Source organism: Neolewinella xylanilytica (genome assembly GCF_002934605.1).
GTDB classification, from domain to species: domain Bacteria; phylum Bacteroidota; class Bacteroidia; order Chitinophagales; family Saprospiraceae; genus Neolewinella; species Neolewinella xylanilytica.
The window spans coordinates 1,978,240-1,995,114 of the sequence record NZ_PTJC01000006.1 but is presented as its reverse complement, the minus strand read 5'-3'; the positions used below and the strand labels follow the sequence as shown (position 1 = coordinate 1,995,114).

Below are 16,875 nucleotides of genomic sequence, written 5' to 3'. Positions count from 1 at the left end.
TGCCTTAATCGCCCTGTTTGGTGGCCGAACGGAAGATGCGGTCCCAATTGATGCCGTTGAAAAGGCTGCCTTCCTTGACCGAGAACCAGATGAAGAGTGGCTTACCGAGAATGTGGGTTTCCGGCACGAAGCCCCACACGCGGCTGTCTTCCGAGTTGTGGCGGTTATCCCCCATCATCCAGTAGTAGTCTTGCTGGAAGGTATACTCGGTAATTTCCTGACCGTCAAGATAAAACCGGCCATTACGCATCTCGAAGCTTTCGTTGCCTTCGTAGACTTTGATGGGACGCCAGTAAAGCTCAAAGTTCCGCTCGTCCAGGGTTACGGTCATACCGCGTTCCGGGATGAGGATCGGGCCGTAGTCGTCCACCGTCCAGCTGCCGAAGTACTTTGCGCTGTGGGGGTAGAGACGCACGCCGTTCGGTTGGGTCTGGTCGAAGAAGTCGATGGATGCCTGAGGATCGCCGCTGCGCAGGGCTTCCACTTGGTCTTCGTCGAGATCTAACAGAAACCGCGTAGCGCTGACCTGCTGGATGTCCATTTCGGCGATGCCGATGTCGGACCAGCGGGAACGGTTCGGTGGGCCGGTGAAGGTGATGTCGTAGCGGAACTGGACATTTTCCGGTGCCTCGATGGCTTCTCCGTTGATGTATAGCTGGCGATTGCGGATTTCGAGGCGTTCGCCGGGCAGGCCGACGGCCCGTTTGACGTAGTGATCCTTTTTATCGCGCGGACGGGTAACGAGTTCGGCTTGCCCGCTTTGGATGGCGGCCGCCGCGTTGGCATCGATGTTTCCCATCTCGTAGTCGTTGGCCGAATAGGTGCGGTAGGGGAAAATGTAGACACTATCACCCGAGGGCACGTTGAAGACGACGGGGTCGTAGCGGTCGATGCTTTCCAGGGCCGGGAGCCGGCGGTAGGGTAGGGCGGCTCCGTCGATGTAGCTCTCTCCGCCGACGACCGGGGCACGGTTGTGAACCAACGGGAGCATCAGGATGGTCTCCGGAAGTCGCAGTCCGTAATTCACTTTCGAGACGAACAGGAAGTCACCCACGTTGAGGTTGCCTTCCATCGATGGCGTTGGGATGATGTAGCTTTCGATGAGCAGCAGGCGGATGAGGGCAGCCGCGAAGATGGCAAAGATGGCCGCCTCGGCCCAGTCGCGCAACACCGGTTTATGGAAGGGCGAGTTGTTGCGCAGTTTACGCACTTCCCGTTCATCCTTAGCTTTTTCGGCGGCGGCGATCCGCTCCTGCCACTCCCGCTCCTCTACCAGGATGGGGCCGCGGTATTCGGGCTCCTGGGTGCCGAGCCAGCCAAAATATCCCCAGCTGGCAACTACCGCGAGCACGTGCTCGAAGAATCCGAAACGGTTAAAGGAGCGCGCCAGGTCGACCATCAGTCCGGCAAACCAGATCATGTTGAAATACGGGATCAGGAGCAACAGGCTGTAGCTGCCTTTGCGGCCAACCAGTTCGGAGACGACCCACATGTTGTAGCCGGGGATCAGCCCGTGTTTGGCGTCCCGACCGGCGTAGGGAAAAAGTCGGTAAAGGGCCAGGCTCAGGCCGATGTAGCCTAGGAGTAAGACCCAGAGCAACCAAGTCATAACAATCGTTTAATGTGGCGGCGAAGGTACGCCTTCACCGACGGTTCACTCCGTCGATTCGACGAAACCTTCCATCCACAGTTTATGTCCCCCGCGGTGGCCGGCGAAAAATACCTTGACGTATTTGCGGTAATAGCCCGGGCTGGCGGCATCGTAGGTCACTTCAATGGTGCCGGTTTCACCCGGGGCGACCGGGGTTTCGGAAAATTTCGAGGCCGTACAACCGCAGCCTACCCGTACGTTATCGACCAGCAGGGGCTCGTCGGTAAGGTTGCGGAATTCGAAGCGGTAGGTTACCGCCTCGTCCTGGAAGGTGTCTTCCAGCGTGACGGTTGCCGGTTGCAGCCATTCGACGGGGCTATCTGGCGGGGCCAGCAGGGAAAGCGTGAGGATCAGATAAATCATTGGTGGGTAAACGTCGTGGGTCGGCGCCTATTTCGTTAAGGAAAACCTATACTTGGGCCACCGAATATCCGATTCGCCGTCCGGTAAGGTTTACCGGTAAATACTACATTCATGAAAAAGCTGTTTTTCGCCGTGGCCCTTGTATTCGCCGGTTCCACGGTCGCCTTTTCCCAAGTCGTTGTCGACGGGGTCAACATCAACAACCTCCAGGAGGTCCAGATGATCCGGATGATCGCACAGGAACGCTTCCTGTCGAGTAAGGTGACCATTTTCATCGATTACGGACAGAGCATCGGTGGCGCGTCGCGACAGCGGATGGAAGTAATCGACCCGCGCAGCAACGAGCGTATCCGCTTCAACAGCGTGATGCACGCCGTCAACTACCTTATCGCCAATGGATGGCGGTACGAAGAGGCCATGGTGCTGCCCACCGAAGGCAACGCCAGTTCGACCGGCGGCAGCACTCAGTACATCTTTATCCGTTCCTGATTACAGGTCCACCCGCAGTACGTGGGCGGGCCAGTAACCGGGGTCCAGCCGGACGTAGTTGGCCTGGGTGTTCCACCAGAAGGTATCGCCGGTGAGCAGGTCCGTAACCTGGAAGCTGTTGGTGCCGATAATGTCCGTAGGTACGCCGCAGTATCCTACCTGGGGATTGTACTGGTCGAAGTTGACGATCGTCCAGATGATGCTGCTCCGATCTTCGGAGTATTTGACGTAGCTCAGCAGGTTGGGATTGTTCGTGTCGGTGAAGACGATGTTATTCGTCTGTTGCAGGGCAGGATGGTCTTTCCGGATCTGGTTGATCTTCTTGTACGTTTCGGTGATCCGGTTGCGGTAGGACCAGTCGTAGTGACGGGCCATATACTTTTCACTGTCGTAGTACTCCTCCTTTCCGTTGGTGTTGCCCCGGTTCTCCATTAGCTCGTAACTGGGGCCGTAGAGTCCGTAACTGCTGGAGAGGGTGGCGGCGAGTAGCAGTCGCTTGACGAACTGATTCTCGTTGGCGCCCATCATCTCGAAGGCCAGAATGTCCGGTGTATTCGGCCAGAAATTGGGCTGCATGAAGTCCTTGAGCTCCGTAATGGTCAGTTCCTCGACGTACTCCCGCATCTCCTCGGCGGTGTTACGCCAGGTGAAGTAAGTGTAACTCTGCTGGAAGCCGCGCTTGGCGAGTTCGGCCATGATGGCGGGGCGGGTGAAGGCTTCGGCCAGGAAGATTACGTCGGGGTAGCGCTCGTTGGTTTCCCGGATGATGTATTCCCAAAAGCGATAGGGCTTCGTGTGCGGGTTATCGACACGGAAGATGCGAACGCCGGCTTCGCACCAGTACAGGGTCACCTCCAGTAATTCTTTCCAAAGCGCCTGCCAGTCGTCGGTTTCGAAGTTGATGGGCACGATATCCTGGTACTTCTTCGGCGGATTTTCGGCGTAGGCGATGGTGCCATCCGGCCGCCAGATGAACCACTCGGGGTGTTCCTCAATGTAGGGATGGTCGGGCGCGCACTGGAAGGCGAGGTCCAGGGCCACCTCCATACCGAACTCCTTGCACCGGTGCAGCAGTTGCTTGTAGTCGTCGATGTTGCCGAGCTCCGGCAGGATAGCCTTATGGCCGCCCTCGTGGGAGCCGATCGCCCAGGGGCTGCCGGGTTCGCCCTCCATGGCGTTGGTGGCGTTGTTGCGGCCTTTACGGTTGCGGTAGCCGACGGGGTGGATGGGGGGCATGTAAAGAACGTCGAAGCCGAACTCCTGAATCCTCGGAAGCAACGCCTCGACGTCCTTGAAGGTGCCGGGGCGATTGATGTCCGGGGAGGTGGAGCGGGGAAACAGCTCGTACCAACTGCTAAAGCGCTCCTTCAGGCGGCCGACTTTCACTTTCAGCCCCAGGTCGTAAACCGTATTCAGTTTCCGCAACGGAAAGTCGTGGAGCAGGCGGGCAAAATCGTCGCTGAGGACGTAATCGACCGAACCGCGCTGGTCGTCCCCGCCGAGTCGCTGGATAGCCTCGGTGACGCGGTGGCGGTCGTCTCCGTCGAGTTGGTCGGCCTTTTCGCTGAGGAAGTTGGCACCGATCTGTAGTTCGACGCCCATGTCCTGACCGTCGGCTTCTTTTTTCTTAAAGCCCTTGTACCAGGTTTTCAGGTGGTCAATCCAGGCGACCAGCCGGTAATCGTAGAAGCCTTGCTCGCTCACTGTAAAGGCACCTTCCCAGAGATCGTTGGCGGCTTCCTCCATTTCGACTTCCTGCCACTGCTCCTCACCGGCCTTCCGGTACTCGATGAGGGCGCGGATATAGTCATGGCTGTCTCCGAAGATCTTTGCGGATACCTTCACGCTTTCGCCGACAACCTTTTTGATGGGAAATCTTCCGTTGTTAATCTGGGGTTCGACGTGGTCAATTACGGTCCGGTTCTGCATAGTCTTGGGATAGGTTTGCTGGTTATTGAGGTAGGGATGCGCTTAAAGGGATATAAAGGATTAGCGGGTGCGACGTTCGGTGGGGGAGCTCCTTTTTGTTCCGCGGGTCCGTACCGCGGGACATAAATAGCCCGGAACCCTATCTTCGCCGGCCGAATCTAACCCCGTGGCTCCGCTTTTGGCGCCCGGCCAAAATAAAAGTAGCGTTATGGCTTACGATCTAATCGTTGTCGGAAGTGGCCCCGGCGGATACGTCGCGGCAATCAGAGCCGCCCAACTGGGCATGAAGGTCGCCGTCGTGGAGCGAGAAAGCCTGGGCGGCATCTGTCTGAACTGGGGCTGTATCCCTACCAAGGCCCTGCTGAAGAGTGCCCAGGTATTCGAATACATCAGCCACGCCGCCGATTACGGCATCGAGGTAAGCGAAGCCACCCCTGACTTCGGCAAGATGATCGGCCGCAGCCGGGGCGTCGCCGACGGGATGAGCAAGGGCATCAACTTCCTGTTCCGCAAGAATAAGATTGAGGTGCTTACCGGCAACGGAAAACTCGTGCGCGGCAAGAAAGTGGAGGTGACCGACGAAAACGGGAAGGCTACCACCTACGACGCCGAACACATCATCGTCGCCACCGGGGCCCGGGCCCGGGCGTTGCCCAACCTCCCCATTGACGGGGAAAAAGTGATCGGTTACCGCAAGGCGATGACCCTGGAAAAGCAGCCGAAGCGCATGGTGGTCGTCGGCGCCGGCGCCATCGGCGTCGAGTTCGCTTATTTCTACAGCAGCATCGGCACCGAAGTGACCATCGTCGAGTTCCTGGAGCAGGGATTGGTCCCGCGGGAAGATCCCGACGTCTCCAAGGAGCTGACCAAGATCTACAAGAAGAAAGGCATCAAAACCCTGGCCAACACCAGTGTCGAGAAGGTCGATACCAGCGGCGATACCCTCAAGGTCACCGCCAGGAATCGCAAGACCGGTAAGGAAGAAGTCATCGAGTGCGACATCGTGCTCTCCGCCGCCGGCATTGCGCCGAATACGGAAAACATCGGACTGGAAGATCTAGGTATCGAGACCGATCGCGGGATCATCCAGGTTGATGATATGTACAAAACCAACGTCCCGGGAATTTACGCCATTGGAGACGTGGTGCCCGGTCCGGCACTTGCCCACGTTGCCAGCGCCGAAGGGATCATCTGCGTGGAAAACATTGCCGGCCTCAAACCGAAACCACTCGATTACGGCAACATCCCCGGTTGTACCTACTGCTCTCCGGAGGTTGCTAGTGTCGGTATGACCGAAGCCGAGGCACGCGAAAAAGGATACGAAATCAAAGTCGGCAAGTTTCCCTTCTCCGCATCCGGAAAGGCCAGCGCCGCCGGAGCCAAGGAAGGATTCGTCAAGGTCATTTTTGACGCCAAGTACGGCGAATGGCTGGGCGCCCACATGATCGGCACCAACGTGACGGAAATGATTGCCGAAGTGGTCGCCGCCCGCAACCTGGAGACTACGGGCCACGAGATCATTAAGACCGTGCATCCCCACCCGACGATGAGCGAGGCGGTGATGGAAGCCACGGCCGCGGCTTACGACGAGGTGATCCACCTGTAGAACGGGGTAGCAGGCTAGGTCGCGGAAATTCACCGCTTTGGTGCTAGGGAACGCTAGGTTTCGCTGAGGTCGCTCGGCGAAACTTAGCGTGCTCCCGTGGTTGGCCTTGTTTCCTCCGCTGCTTCGAAAAGTATGCCCGCTCGGAGATCTTCCATGGAGCAATACACCAGGGAACACCAGCGGCTCTTGGCGACTTTACGGTTGCCTTTGCTATCACCGCCGGCTCCTAGGCCTTCACCCAACGACAAAAGCCCCGTAGCACCAATCGGCACTACGGGACTTTTTATTTCTTAAGCCAGTGGCTGAATTACTTCGCGCTGGCTTCTTCGACCGGCTTGCCCTCTTCGTCCACTTTCTTGGCAAAGCGGCTCTTGCCAAATTTTTTGTTGAACTTGTCGATCCGGCCGGCCGTGTCGACGAACTGCATCTTACCGGTGAAGAAAGGGTGGCTCTCGCTGGAGATTTCCAGTTTGATCAGGGGGTAGTCCTTTCCGTCTTCGAAGGTATCGGTATCGCGGGTCTTGGCGCAAGACTTACCCAACCAGCTAACGTTGGCGTTGATATCGCGGAAGATGACCGTACGGTAGGATTCGGGGTGCAGATCCTTTTTCATCGCTTTTTAATTTTAGGAGCGCAAAGGTAAGGATTTTTTATAAGAATCCCTAACGGCACCCGCGCTCCGTCGCAAATTCTATCTTTGATCCGTGGCTCGCCCAATGTTATCGCTGCTCCTTATGCTTCTTGCCCCCGTGGTCTTGCCGGCCCAGAGGGTGATCGTTACCGAGTTCATGGCCGATCCGACGCCGAGTCGGGGCCTACCGCTCACGGAATTTATCGAGCTCTACAATTCCGGGACGGCACCGGTTGCCTTGCAGGATATCGCCATCGCCAGTGGCGGGAGGGCGGCGAGCGCAGGTGCGGAGGATGTTCTGGAACCCGGAGACTTTTTGGTCCTGGTGCCGATCGACTCCCTGGAAAGCTGGCGGCGGCTGAACGTGCCGGTCGTCGGCATGGCACTACCCGGACTGACCAATACGGCGGACGTAATCACCCTCCTAGTAGCGGGCGATACGGTAGCCGACATCCACTATACCAAGGGCTGGTACGGCGATCCCGACCGAGACGATGGCGGTTACAGCCTGGAATACAATGGCCTCGGTCCGCCGGACTGCGCCGGGAGCTGGTCGGCTAGTCGTGCCGATGGCGGCGGCACCCCGGGCCTCCGAAACAGCCTCGATGGTCTGCTGCTGGATAGTTCGCCCCCGGCTTTGCGAACAGTCAACCTGGATAGCAGTGGGTTTACCGTCGTCTTCGACGAGCCGTTATCCGGCAACCTGGCGGAAATTTTCCTTTTGGATGGTGCGGTCATCCGTCCCACCTGGCAAACGAACATGGAATTCGTGTTTGAATTATCCATGGATAAAGGTTTGATTTACAAGCTTTCCATTGTTCCTAACTACAGTGACTGTTCGGGAAATTTTCCGGTGGATACCCTGGGTGCGGACCTTTTTGCCCCGCTACCGATCCGCTCCGGTGATTTATTGATCAACGAGCTTCTTTTCGATCCCGTTCCCGGTGGCGGTGATTTCGTCGAGTTGCTTAACCATTCCGAGCAGGTCATTTCCCTCCGGGGACTCCAGGTCGCTAACACGTTCACCGGGGTTACCAAGACCGTCACGGCGAACCATTTCCTCGGTCCGCAGGAGCTGGTCGTGCTAACTAGCGACCGACACCACGTGGTATCCTATTTTCCGGCTGCCCGTTCCGAAGCCATCGTGGAAACCGAGCTGCCGGCCCTAGCGAATGAACGGGGAAACCTGACACTGGTCGCAACGGATGGAACGGAGGTGGATGCTTTTGACTACCACGAAGATTACCACGATGCGTTGCTCAACCCGCTAGAGGGGGTTAGCCTGGAACGCCTGGATCCCGATGCCCCGACCCAGGATCCCGCCAACTGGTACTCCGCCTCCTCCACGGTAGGGTTCGGAACACCTACCCGCCCGAATTCACAGCTTGGGGATTGGGAGGAAACCACATTTTTTTTGGAAACCGAATCCTTTTCGCCCTTTACGGCCGGAACCAACGAGCTGCTCGAGGTACGTTACCGCACCGTTCGGCCGGGCGTACAGGCAACGGTGCGGGTGTTTGACGTAGCGGGACATCCGGTACGGAGCCTGGAGCGTATTGCCTTACTGGCCCGACAGGGTAGCATTTTCTGGGACGGCCGCGACGATAGCGGGAAGCCGATGCCGGTGGGTCCTTACATCCTGCTTGTGGAAACCTTTTCAGCGGCCGGGCCCGGAGAACGAATAAAACTGGTGGCCGTTCTGGCCGGCTAGCACTTATGGAAGCAACGATATTCGAATTTTTAAACCAGGACCTGGCCAACCCCTTCTTCGATGCCGTTCTACCGGTGTACCGGGATAAGCTCACCTGGATACCGCTCTACGTCCTGATCGCTTACTTGATTTGGAACCGGTGGGGCTGGAGAAAAACGCTGTATCTTCTGCTGTGCATGGCCGCCGTCATCGCGGTGGCCGACCAGGTTGCTGCCGGAATTATCAAGCCCTGGGTGGGAAGGATTCGCCCCTGTGCCGCGGAGGATTTGGCGGGCGAAGTGCGGGTGCTGGTCGGATGCGGGGGGAAATTGAGCTTTCCGTCTAACCATGCCACCAACCACTTTGCGGTGGCTACCTTGCTCTGCCTCACGTTCGTGCGGAAGTGGTACTGGCGCTGCGCCTGGTTGCTATGGGCACTGTCCATTTCACTAGCCCAGGTGTATGTGGGCAAGCACTATCCGGGTGACATTCTGGCCGGGGCCCTGCTGGGTACGGCCATCGCAATACTGGGATATATGGTATACCGGCGCGTTGCCGCGGAACATGCGGTAACCTAAACCGGGACTCGGACGTTTGCAATCCTTCCAAGCCAGTACACTCACCTATGGCCTTATGGCATTATTTCCTGTTGCTCGTCAGCGCCCTCGTCGGGGGCGGATTGGCAATCGTAGGTAGTGACCGCTACCGTACGTTGCTACCCCGGCTACTTTCCTTCAGCGGGGCTTATTTGTTGGCTATTGCCGCCCTCGAGCTTATCCCCGAGGTATTCGGTACACCCGCTCCCGGGGTTGGCGTATGGTTGCTGCTTGGTTTTTTCATTCAACTTATCCTGGAAGGATTCAGTCAGGGAGTAGAGCACGGCCACGTTCACGCCCACCAGGGGGTAGGGTACGGTTTCGCCCTGCGCGTGATGATCGGTCTGGGGCTTCATGCCCTGCTCGAGGGACTGCCCCTTGGGACCGGCATCGGCATGAGCGTCGACGGCCACGATCACGGTGAACACCTCTTGTACGGGATCGTGCTGCACAAACTACCGGCGGCTTTTGCTCTGGGCCTCCTGCTGCGGGGATCGGGCTATGGCCGCCGCGTGATTTGGACTTGTCTTACGGTCTTCGGCCTGTTATCTCCCCTGGGCGCGGTGTTAGGCGACCTATTAAGTATCGACTCCGTGTGGCGAGCGCGGATATTAGCGCTGGTAGTGGGCAGCTTCCTACACATTTCGACCACCATACTTTTCGAGGCGGACGGGCCAAACAGCCACGGAATTTCCGTCCGTAAGTTCCTGATCATCGTAGCGGGCATGGGAGTCGCTTACCTTACGGCCCACTAATCTGCCACCGTAATTTGCGCGGTAACGAGCTTTCGCTGCCCGAGCGAATAGCCGACCTTCGCGCCATGACCGAACGTACCCCTATTAGTCCCCGTACCGTCGGGATTTGCTGCCTGTTGCTGGGCGCGGTACTGTTCAGTTGCAAAGGGGTGATCATCAAGCTGGCGTACGGCTACGAGGTCAGTAGTATTAGTTTGCTCGGTCTGCGCATGATCTTTTCCCTGCCCCTTTTCCTATTGATCGGGTATTTCCGGGGCGGTAAAAAAGGGCAGCGCGCCGAGATGACGGGGCGTGACTGGCTTACGATTATTACGCTGGGGGTGGTGGGCTACTATTTAGCCAGCTACACCGACTTCCTGGGGCTGCAGTACCTATCCGCGAGTATGGAACGGGTGATTCTCTTTACCTATCCTACCCTGGTCCTGATCTTGCAACGGCTCGTTTTCGGAACCCGGATTCGGCCGGTCCAGTGGGGAGCGACGCTGCTCTGTTACCTGGGGATCGTCGTGGCGTTTGCCGGATCGGATTTTGGTATCGGGACGAATTTCCTGCGGGGTGCAGCCCTGGTTTTCCTCAGCGGATTGTTGTATTCCACCTACGTCATCGGCAGTGGCCGGCTGGCCCCGCGGATCGGTAACGTTCGGTTTACGAGCCTGGCGCTCGTAACGGCGGCCATCGCCGTCATATGCCACGTTTCCGTAAGCAGCGAACCGGTGCTCGGCCTTCCCAAAATGGTGTACGCATACGCCGTGGTGATGGCTATATTCTGTACCGTTATTCCCAGTTATTTGGTTACCGAAGGCATCAAGCGCCTCGGGGCCGGTGACGCCGCGATCGTGGGTGCGATCGGACCGGTGGCTACCGTACTGCTGGAGTATTACTTCCTCGGGGAAATCATGACCGTACTACAGGCCGCTGGAGCCGCGTGTATTGTTGCCGGCGTGGTGATCATCGGCCGAAGTAAAGGGTGATAAAACAAAATGTTTTATATTTGCGAATTACCGTCTAACCTAACTGCTTAACGATTCTTCATGGCCAAAGTAAAAGTCGCCTTCTTCTGCACGAATTGCGGTGCCGAAAGTCCCAAATGGATGGGACAGTGTCCTTCGTGCAAAGCCTGGAATACCCTGGTGGAAGAAAAAGTGGTGAAGACGAAGAACGACCGGCTGGAGAATCAGCCGGACTGGCGTACGGTAGGAAACGGAACATCCGCGGTAAGTGCCGGTCCGATCGGCCGGGGGCCCCGTCCGATTCCCCTGAACGAGGTGACCGCCGGGGAGGTGGAACGCATCGAAGCGCCCGACCGCGAGCTGAATCGCGTGCTAGGCGGCGGCATCGTTCCCGGGAGCATCGTACTCTTCGGCGGCCAGCCGGGAATTGGTAAATCGACGCTGTTGCTCCAACTGGCGCTGCGACTGGGCAAAAAGGTACTCTACGTCAGCGGGGAGGAAAGCGAGGAGCAGATCAAGATGCGGGCCGACCGGCTCGGCGGGGCGGACCACAACTGTTACCTCCTGACGGAAACCAATACGGATAAACTGCTCAAACACGCCGCTTCCCTGAAGCCGGATCTCCTGATCGCCGACTCCATTCAAACGCTGACCAGTCCGCACGTGGACAGTATGGCGGGAACGGTGAGCCAAGTGCGGGAGTGTGCGGCGGAGCTACAGCGGTTCGCCAAGGAAAGCGGTATCCCGGTCTTTCTGATCGGCCACATCACCAAGGAAGGAAGCATCGCTGGGCCTAAACTGCTGGAACACATCGTCGATGCGGTACTCCAGTTCGAGGGAGATCGCAACTACACCTACCGCATCCTTCGGACCCTTAAGAATCGCTTCGGTTCGACCGACGAACTCGGTATCTACCAGATGGATGCAAGTGGACTGCGGGAGGTCAGCAACCCCAGTGAACTGCTCCTCAGCGAGCGGGACGAGAACCTCTCCGGCTCGGCGGTCTGCGCCACGTTGGAGGGCATGCGGCCTATGCTGATCGAAGTGCAGGCGCTGGTCAGCGCGGCGGTATACGGCAATGCCCAGCGTTCGGCCACGGGCTTCGACCTCCGCCGGCTGTCGATGCTACTGGCCGTGCTGGAAAAGCGGGCCGGACTGTCGCTGGGCAACCAGGACGTCTTTCTGAATATCGCCGGCGGACTCCGTGTGGACGATCCCGCCATCGATCTTTCCATCATCGTGGCGCTGCTGTCTTCCGCCCAGGACGTTAGTATTTCTCCGGAGCTCTGCTTCGCGGGTGAGGTAGGACTGAGCGGAGAAATTCGGGCGGTTACCCGCATCGAGCAGCGCATCCAGGAGGCGGATCGACTGGGCTTCCGTGGCATTTACGTGAGCAAATACAATGTGAAGGGACTCGACCCGGACCGTTACAGCATCCGGATTCACACCGTCTCTACCGTTCGGGAACTGTACGACGAGTTGATTGCCTGAAGCAATTCCTATCCCACGCCCAGTAGGCGACGAATCAGCGGGCGCTTGTCGACGATAACCGTTGCCTTACCCTGCAGAAAGGGCTCGGCTGTGACCCCGAATCCGGTATTGGTCACCAGACCATCCGGGAAAGCGATTAGGACGGAGACCTTACCGTCCACCGGTACGAGACCGACCTCGGTAATCACGCCGGTGACGGAGCCATATTCCAGCGCCGGCCATTTGGGAAAATCTATGACCACCCGCTGGCCGGGTTGCACCCGCCCGCTTCCCCGGATGTCGATATCCAGTCGCCCGAGGGTACTACCCGCGTCCAGCGGAAAAACGGTCACCATTAATCTACCTTCGGTAACGTAGCTGTCTTCCGTAATGGACGGACTGAGCACGACCTGGCCGGTGACGGGGCTGGTGACGGTGAAATCGCGGCTCCACGTCGCGACGGCTTCCAGTAAGTCTTCGTAGGCCTGCCGGAGCTGAATACCGGCTTGTTCGGTGCTCCCCTTGCGACCCGAGCGATAGGCATCGATCTGGTTGCGCATCATCTCGATTTCGAAACGGATGGACCGTAGTTGGCTGTAATTCTTCTGCAGCGCTTCTTCCGCGCGTTCTACCCGCCGCCGCGCCGCGTTCACGCGCTCGGTATACTGGACGCCGTTACTGGCCAGTTCCACTTCCTGTTCGAGTTGGCCGCGGGCCAGGGTAAGGGTCTCCTGTAAGCTTTCCGCCTCCCGTTGGAGCGTTCGCACCTGCGCTTCGTCGCCCGAAATCAGCTTAGTCAACTCGGGGGTGGTATACTTTTCCAATCTTCGGGCCAGCAGGCTACGATACAGCTCCTGTCGGTCTTGGAAAGTATACACCTCGTCCTGCAATTCGCCGAGGGTGAGCGTCGGGGGGATTTCCAGCCGCGCCAATCGATCCGCGCTACCGCTATCGATGCTCATGAGCTGATCGTCGAGGTACTGGACGTGCTCCCACTTTGCGCCACCTTGTTTCGCTACGATCAGGGTCTGACCCGCTTCCACCTGCTCTCCGTCGGTGACCAGTACCCGTTGGATCTCGGTAGCCCGACGGGCCTTCAGCTGCCGGGGGGGATCGACCGTTGTCAGCACCAGGTCGCCGCTTACCGTGGTCGGGTAACTGTAAAACGAGGCGAGGATGGTTAGGGAAGCGATGAGTACGCCCAGCATCCACGTACCGTTGCGGGTAAGCCAGCCGGCCGGCGTTCCGATGATTTCCGCTACTTCCTGGGATCGCTGTACGGGCATGAGACTAACTGCCAAGCAGGGTTTGATTTTTCACGAGCCGGAAGTAATTGCTGCGGGCTTCCATTAGCCTGCGGTGGCTGCCGTGCTCCACCACCTTGCCGTCCTCGACCACGATGATGTGATCGGCCTGCTCGAAGGTAGCGTAGCGGTGGGCCACGATGACGACCGTAGAGCCACTGAGGTGTTCGAACAGATTGTCCATAATGGTGACCTCGGTAAAGGCGTCTAGCCCGCTCGTCGGCTCGTCCAGAAAAACAAAGGGAGGCTGATGGTAAATTGCCCGGGCCAGTAAAATCCGCTGGTGCTCTCCCTTGCTCAGGCTTAGCCCGCTGGCTCCGATCCGGGTTTGGTACCGCTCGGGCAGGCGCTCGATGAAGCGCTCGATCTGCGCCACCTTGACGGCCTTCAGCAGTCGGTGTTCGTCGATTGCGCGCTCGCCCAGCACGATGTTACGGGCCACCGTATCGCTGAAGATGAACCCGTCCTGGCTGACCACGCCGATATTTTTGCGCCAGAACGCGGGATCCAGGCTGTTGAGGTTGGTACCGTCAATCAGCACTTCCCCACTTTCGGGTTGATAAAACCCCAGTAGTAACTTTAGCAGGGTGGATTTGCCACTGCCGGAGGCCCCGACAACGGCGGTGATTTTGCCGGCGGGAAAGCGGGCCGTCACGTTATCAAGCACCAGCCCCGATCCCGGGGTGTTGTAGCGGAAGCTAAGGTCACGGACACTCAGTTCGCCCTCCCCGGGGATGATCCGTAACCGGTGCTGCCCGCCGGTCGACTCGTCCTCCTTCCGGTAAATTTCATTCATCCGCTCGAGGCTGATGGCACTGTCCTGGTAGCCCCGGAAGAATTCGCTGAGATCCTCAATGGGGCTATTGAGCTGGGCCAGAATGTAGTGAATCGCCACCAGGGCCCCGATGCTCAGCGAGCCGTCGATCACCGCCAGGGCGGCAACGAGGGTAATGCTCAGGTTCTTGATGGTATCGACTACCGTGCCGCCGGTACGCTGGAGCTGGTCGAGTTTAGTGAGCCGCAGCTGCGTCCGGTAGAGGCCGGCCCGCTTGCGTTCCCAGGCCCAGCGTTTGTGCCGCGCCGCATCGTTTTGTTTTATCTCCTCAATCCCGTCGATGATCTCCATCAACTGTTCCTTGTTGCGCGCCGATTGCTCGAAGTACTCGAAATCGAGGTCCCGACGGTTCCGCTGCAGGTAGCCCACCCAGCCGAAGTTCAGGAGGGTGCCGACCAGGAAGATGACGAAAATCGTGAGGTTCCATACGGCCAGCACCATGGCGAAGGCGAGAAAATTCAACAGATTGAAGACCCGTAATACGTTGGTACCGGTCATAAATTCCCGCAGCCGCTCGTGGTCGATAAGCCGCTGGAAGATGTCCCCCCGGCTACGGCTGTCGAAAAACTCCATCGGAAGCCGGGTAAGCTTGCTGATGTAGTCGCTGACGAGGCTCACATCCACGCGGGTGCCAATGTGGGTAACGGCGTACTGGCGGAGTGCGGCTAACCCCACCATGGTGAGCATCAGTACTGCCTGGGCGATCACCACCAGCAGAATGAAGTCAGGGTCGTTCAGCACGATCCCGAAGTCCACCATACTCTTCAGCAGGAAAGGCATGGCCAGCTGGAGCAGCAGGGCCAGGAAGAGCCCGATGCCTACATTCGAGAGTAGTTTGCCGTAATTGAGCACGTACTGGAGGACGTAACGCAGACTGCTTTCGTCGTTTCCCACCTGATCGCGCCGTCGGAAGGCCGGCGTGGGCTCCAATACGAGTACGTTGCCATGGTACTGGCCATCGCCGCTTAGACCGTGTGACCAGCCTTCGACGAAGTGCATGCGGTCGTACGCCTTTTTTTCGACGGTTGGGTCGGGATCCGCCACGTAAAAAAGCCCGGCGTTCACCCGGTACAGCACGACGAAGTGATTCCCGTTCCACGGAAGGATACAGGGCAGGGGAATTTCCTCCTCGATTTGCTGCAGGCTCACCGGCAGCGCCAGCGTCTGCAGGCCGATGCTTTCGGCTCCTTCGCTGATTCCCAGCAGACTGACCCCCTGACGACTGATTCCGGTACGCTCGCGGAGCTCTTCCAGGTCGTACTCCTGGCCGTGAGCCCGGGCGATCATGCGCAGGCAGGCGGCCCCGCAATCCATCTCCTCAAACTGTCGGTAGTACGTGAATCCGAGCATCGGCGTAAATATAGCAACTCTCCTGGCCCGCAAACCGTTACCTTTGCCTTGATTTTGGCCGGGCCCTTTACCCCGTGCGAAAAGCTAATACGTATGAGCAAACTAGGACGGGTGCTCGTCGCGATGAGCGGCGGTATCGACAGCACCGTAACGGCCATGATCCTGCACGAGCAGGGCTACGAAGTGGTCGGCATCACCATGAAAACGTGGGACTACGCCAACAGCGGCGGAAGTAAAAAGGAAACTGGCTGCTGCAGCCTGGACTCCATCAACGACGCCCGCTCCGTGGCCGTCGAAATGGGTTTTCCCCACTTCATTATCGATATCCGCGACGAATTCGGCGATCACGTCATCGACAACTTCGTCGACGAATACATGGCGGGACGCACGCCCAACCCCTGCGTCCTATGCAACACCCACATCAAGTGGAGCGCCCTGCTGAAGCGGGCCGATGCGATGGACTGCGAATTCATCGCCACCGGGCACTACGCCCAGCTGCGGCAAACCGACGCCGGCCGCTGGCACGTGCGCAAAAGCGCCGATGACAAAAAGGATCAGAGCTACGTACTCTGGGGACTTAGCCAGGAGTGTATGGCCCGCAGCCGCTTCCCCCTGGGGCACATGACCAAACCGGAAGTCCGCCAACTTGCCTACGACTTCGGCTACGAGGAACTGAGCAAAAAGGCCGAAAGCTTCGAGATCTGCTTCGTACCCGACAACGACTACCGCGGCTTCCTGAAACGGCGGTTGCCGGAATTAGAAACCCAGGTGGCTGGCGGCCGATTCGTCAACATCGAAGGGGAAACAATCGGCACCCACGACGGCTATCCCTTCTACACCATCGGTCAGCGGAAGGGGCTCGGCCAGGCCTTCGGCCAACCCATGTACGTCACCAAGATCGACGCCGATACCAATACCGTCACGCTGGGGCCCGTGGACGCCCTCGTCAAGAACGGCATGATGGTCGGGGGAGCCACGCTGCAGAAGTACGCCGAGCTTCCCACCGAAGGGGTAGAATTCGTGACCAAAGTGCGCTACAAGGATCCCGGCACCCTCAGCCGGGTGACCCAGTTTGCCGCCGACCGGATGGAAGTGGAGTTCTACGCCGACGTACGCGGCGTTGCACCGGGGCAAAGTGCGGTCTTCTACGAAGGCGACGACGTGGTAGGGGGCGGCCTGATTCACGCCTCCCGCTAGCGCTACTACTTCAAGGGATTGGGCGGCGGAGCGCAGGTGCCATCTCCGGCAAAACACGG

Annotated in this window: 14 protein-coding genes; 8 read left to right on the top strand and 6 right to left on the bottom strand. The window is 58.5% G+C overall.

Annotated elements, in window-relative coordinates; genetic code table 11:
- Positions 1 to 4: 4 nt before the first annotated feature.
- Positions 5 to 1,609 (bottom strand): S26 family signal peptidase, encoded by a 1,605-nt coding sequence (locus tag CLV84_RS17495; RefSeq protein ID WP_245911544.1) that lies wholly within the window; start codon positions 1,607 to 1,609, stop codon positions 5 to 7.
- A gap of 45 nt (positions 1,610 to 1,654) precedes the next feature.
- A complete protein-coding gene (locus tag CLV84_RS17490; protein ID WP_104421042.1) occupies positions 1,655 to 2,014 on the bottom strand; it encodes a DUF1573 domain-containing protein in 360 nt (119 codons plus the stop codon).
- Positions 2,015 to 2,125: 111 nt separating this feature from the next.
- Here CLV84_RS17490 and CLV84_RS17485 point away from each other — a divergent pair, with 111 nt between their 5' ends.
- On the top strand, positions 2,126 to 2,503 hold the full coding sequence (locus CLV84_RS17485) for a hypothetical protein (RefSeq protein ID WP_104421041.1): 378 nt from the start codon (positions 2,126 to 2,128) through the stop codon (positions 2,501 to 2,503).
- On the opposite strand, the gene CLV84_RS17480 is transcribed toward CLV84_RS17485, so the two are convergent.
- Positions 2,504 to 4,432 carry an alpha-1,4-glucan--maltose-1-phosphate maltosyltransferase gene (locus tag CLV84_RS17480; RefSeq protein ID WP_104421040.1) on the bottom strand — a complete coding sequence of 643 codons (1,929 nt, stop codon included), beginning with the start codon at positions 4,430 to 4,432 and terminating at the stop codon, positions 2,504 to 2,506.
- A gap of 208 nt (positions 4,433 to 4,640) precedes the next feature.
- On the opposite strand from CLV84_RS17480, the gene lpdA reads away from it, so the two are divergent.
- Positions 4,641 to 6,038 (top strand): dihydrolipoyl dehydrogenase, encoded by a 1,398-nt coding sequence (gene lpdA / locus CLV84_RS17475; RefSeq protein ID WP_104421236.1) that lies wholly within the window; start codon positions 4,641 to 4,643, stop codon positions 6,036 to 6,038.
- Positions 6,039 to 6,345: 307 nt separating this feature from the next.
- Here lpdA and CLV84_RS17470 read toward each other — a convergent pair whose 3' ends face one another.
- On the bottom strand, positions 6,346 to 6,651 hold the full coding sequence (locus tag CLV84_RS17470) for a type B 50S ribosomal protein L31 (RefSeq protein WP_104421039.1): 306 nt from the start codon (positions 6,649 to 6,651) through the stop codon (positions 6,346 to 6,348).
- Between the two features lie 121 nt (positions 6,652 to 6,772).
- On the opposite strand from CLV84_RS17470, the gene CLV84_RS17465 reads away from it, so the two are divergent.
- From CLV84_RS17465 to radA, 5 genes are all read left to right on the top strand, one after another.
- On the top strand, positions 6,773 to 8,380 hold the full coding sequence (locus CLV84_RS17465) for a lamin tail domain-containing protein (RefSeq protein WP_170067757.1): 1,608 nt from the start codon (positions 6,773 to 6,775) through the stop codon (positions 8,378 to 8,380).
- A 5-nt stretch (positions 8,381 to 8,385) separates the two neighbouring features.
- Positions 8,386 to 8,937 (top strand): phosphatase PAP2 family protein, encoded by a 552-nt coding sequence (locus CLV84_RS17460; RefSeq protein ID WP_104421037.1) that lies wholly within the window; start codon positions 8,386 to 8,388, stop codon positions 8,935 to 8,937.
- A gap of 47 nt (positions 8,938 to 8,984) precedes the next feature.
- Entirely contained in the window at positions 8,985 to 9,710 is a 726-nt protein-coding gene (locus CLV84_RS17455) for a ZIP family metal transporter (protein ID WP_104421036.1), read from the top strand.
- Between the two features lie 65 nt (positions 9,711 to 9,775).
- Positions 9,776 to 10,681: a DMT family transporter gene (locus CLV84_RS17450; protein ID WP_146088850.1), complete on the top strand. Its 906-nt coding sequence runs from the start codon at positions 9,776 to 9,778 to the stop codon at positions 10,679 to 10,681.
- Between the two features lie 60 nt (positions 10,682 to 10,741).
- Positions 10,742 to 12,151, top strand: coding sequence for a DNA repair protein RadA (gene radA, locus CLV84_RS17445; RefSeq protein WP_104421034.1), 1,410 nt, complete (start codon positions 10,742 to 10,744; stop codon positions 12,149 to 12,151).
- A gap of 8 nt (positions 12,152 to 12,159) precedes the next feature.
- Here the strand turns inward: radA and CLV84_RS17440 are convergent, their stop codons facing one another.
- Both CLV84_RS17440 and CLV84_RS17435 read right to left on the bottom strand, forming a co-directional pair.
- Positions 12,160 to 13,431 carry an HlyD family secretion protein gene (locus tag CLV84_RS17440; protein WP_146088849.1) on the bottom strand — a complete coding sequence of 424 codons (1,272 nt, stop codon included), beginning with the start codon at positions 13,429 to 13,431 and terminating at the stop codon, positions 12,160 to 12,162.
- A complete protein-coding gene (locus tag CLV84_RS17435; RefSeq protein ID WP_104421032.1) occupies positions 13,421 to 15,619 on the bottom strand; it encodes a peptidase domain-containing ABC transporter in 2,199 nt (732 codons plus the stop codon). Before CLV84_RS17435 ends, CLV84_RS17440 begins: the two co-directional genes overlap by 11 nt.
- A 93-nt stretch (positions 15,620 to 15,712) precedes the next feature.
- Here CLV84_RS17435 and mnmA point away from each other — a divergent pair, with 93 nt between their 5' ends.
- On the top strand, positions 15,713 to 16,816 hold the full coding sequence (gene mnmA / locus CLV84_RS17430) for a tRNA 2-thiouridine(34) synthase MnmA (protein ID WP_104421031.1): 1,104 nt from the start codon (positions 15,713 to 15,715) through the stop codon (positions 16,814 to 16,816).
- Positions 16,817 to 16,875 lie beyond the last annotated feature (59 nt).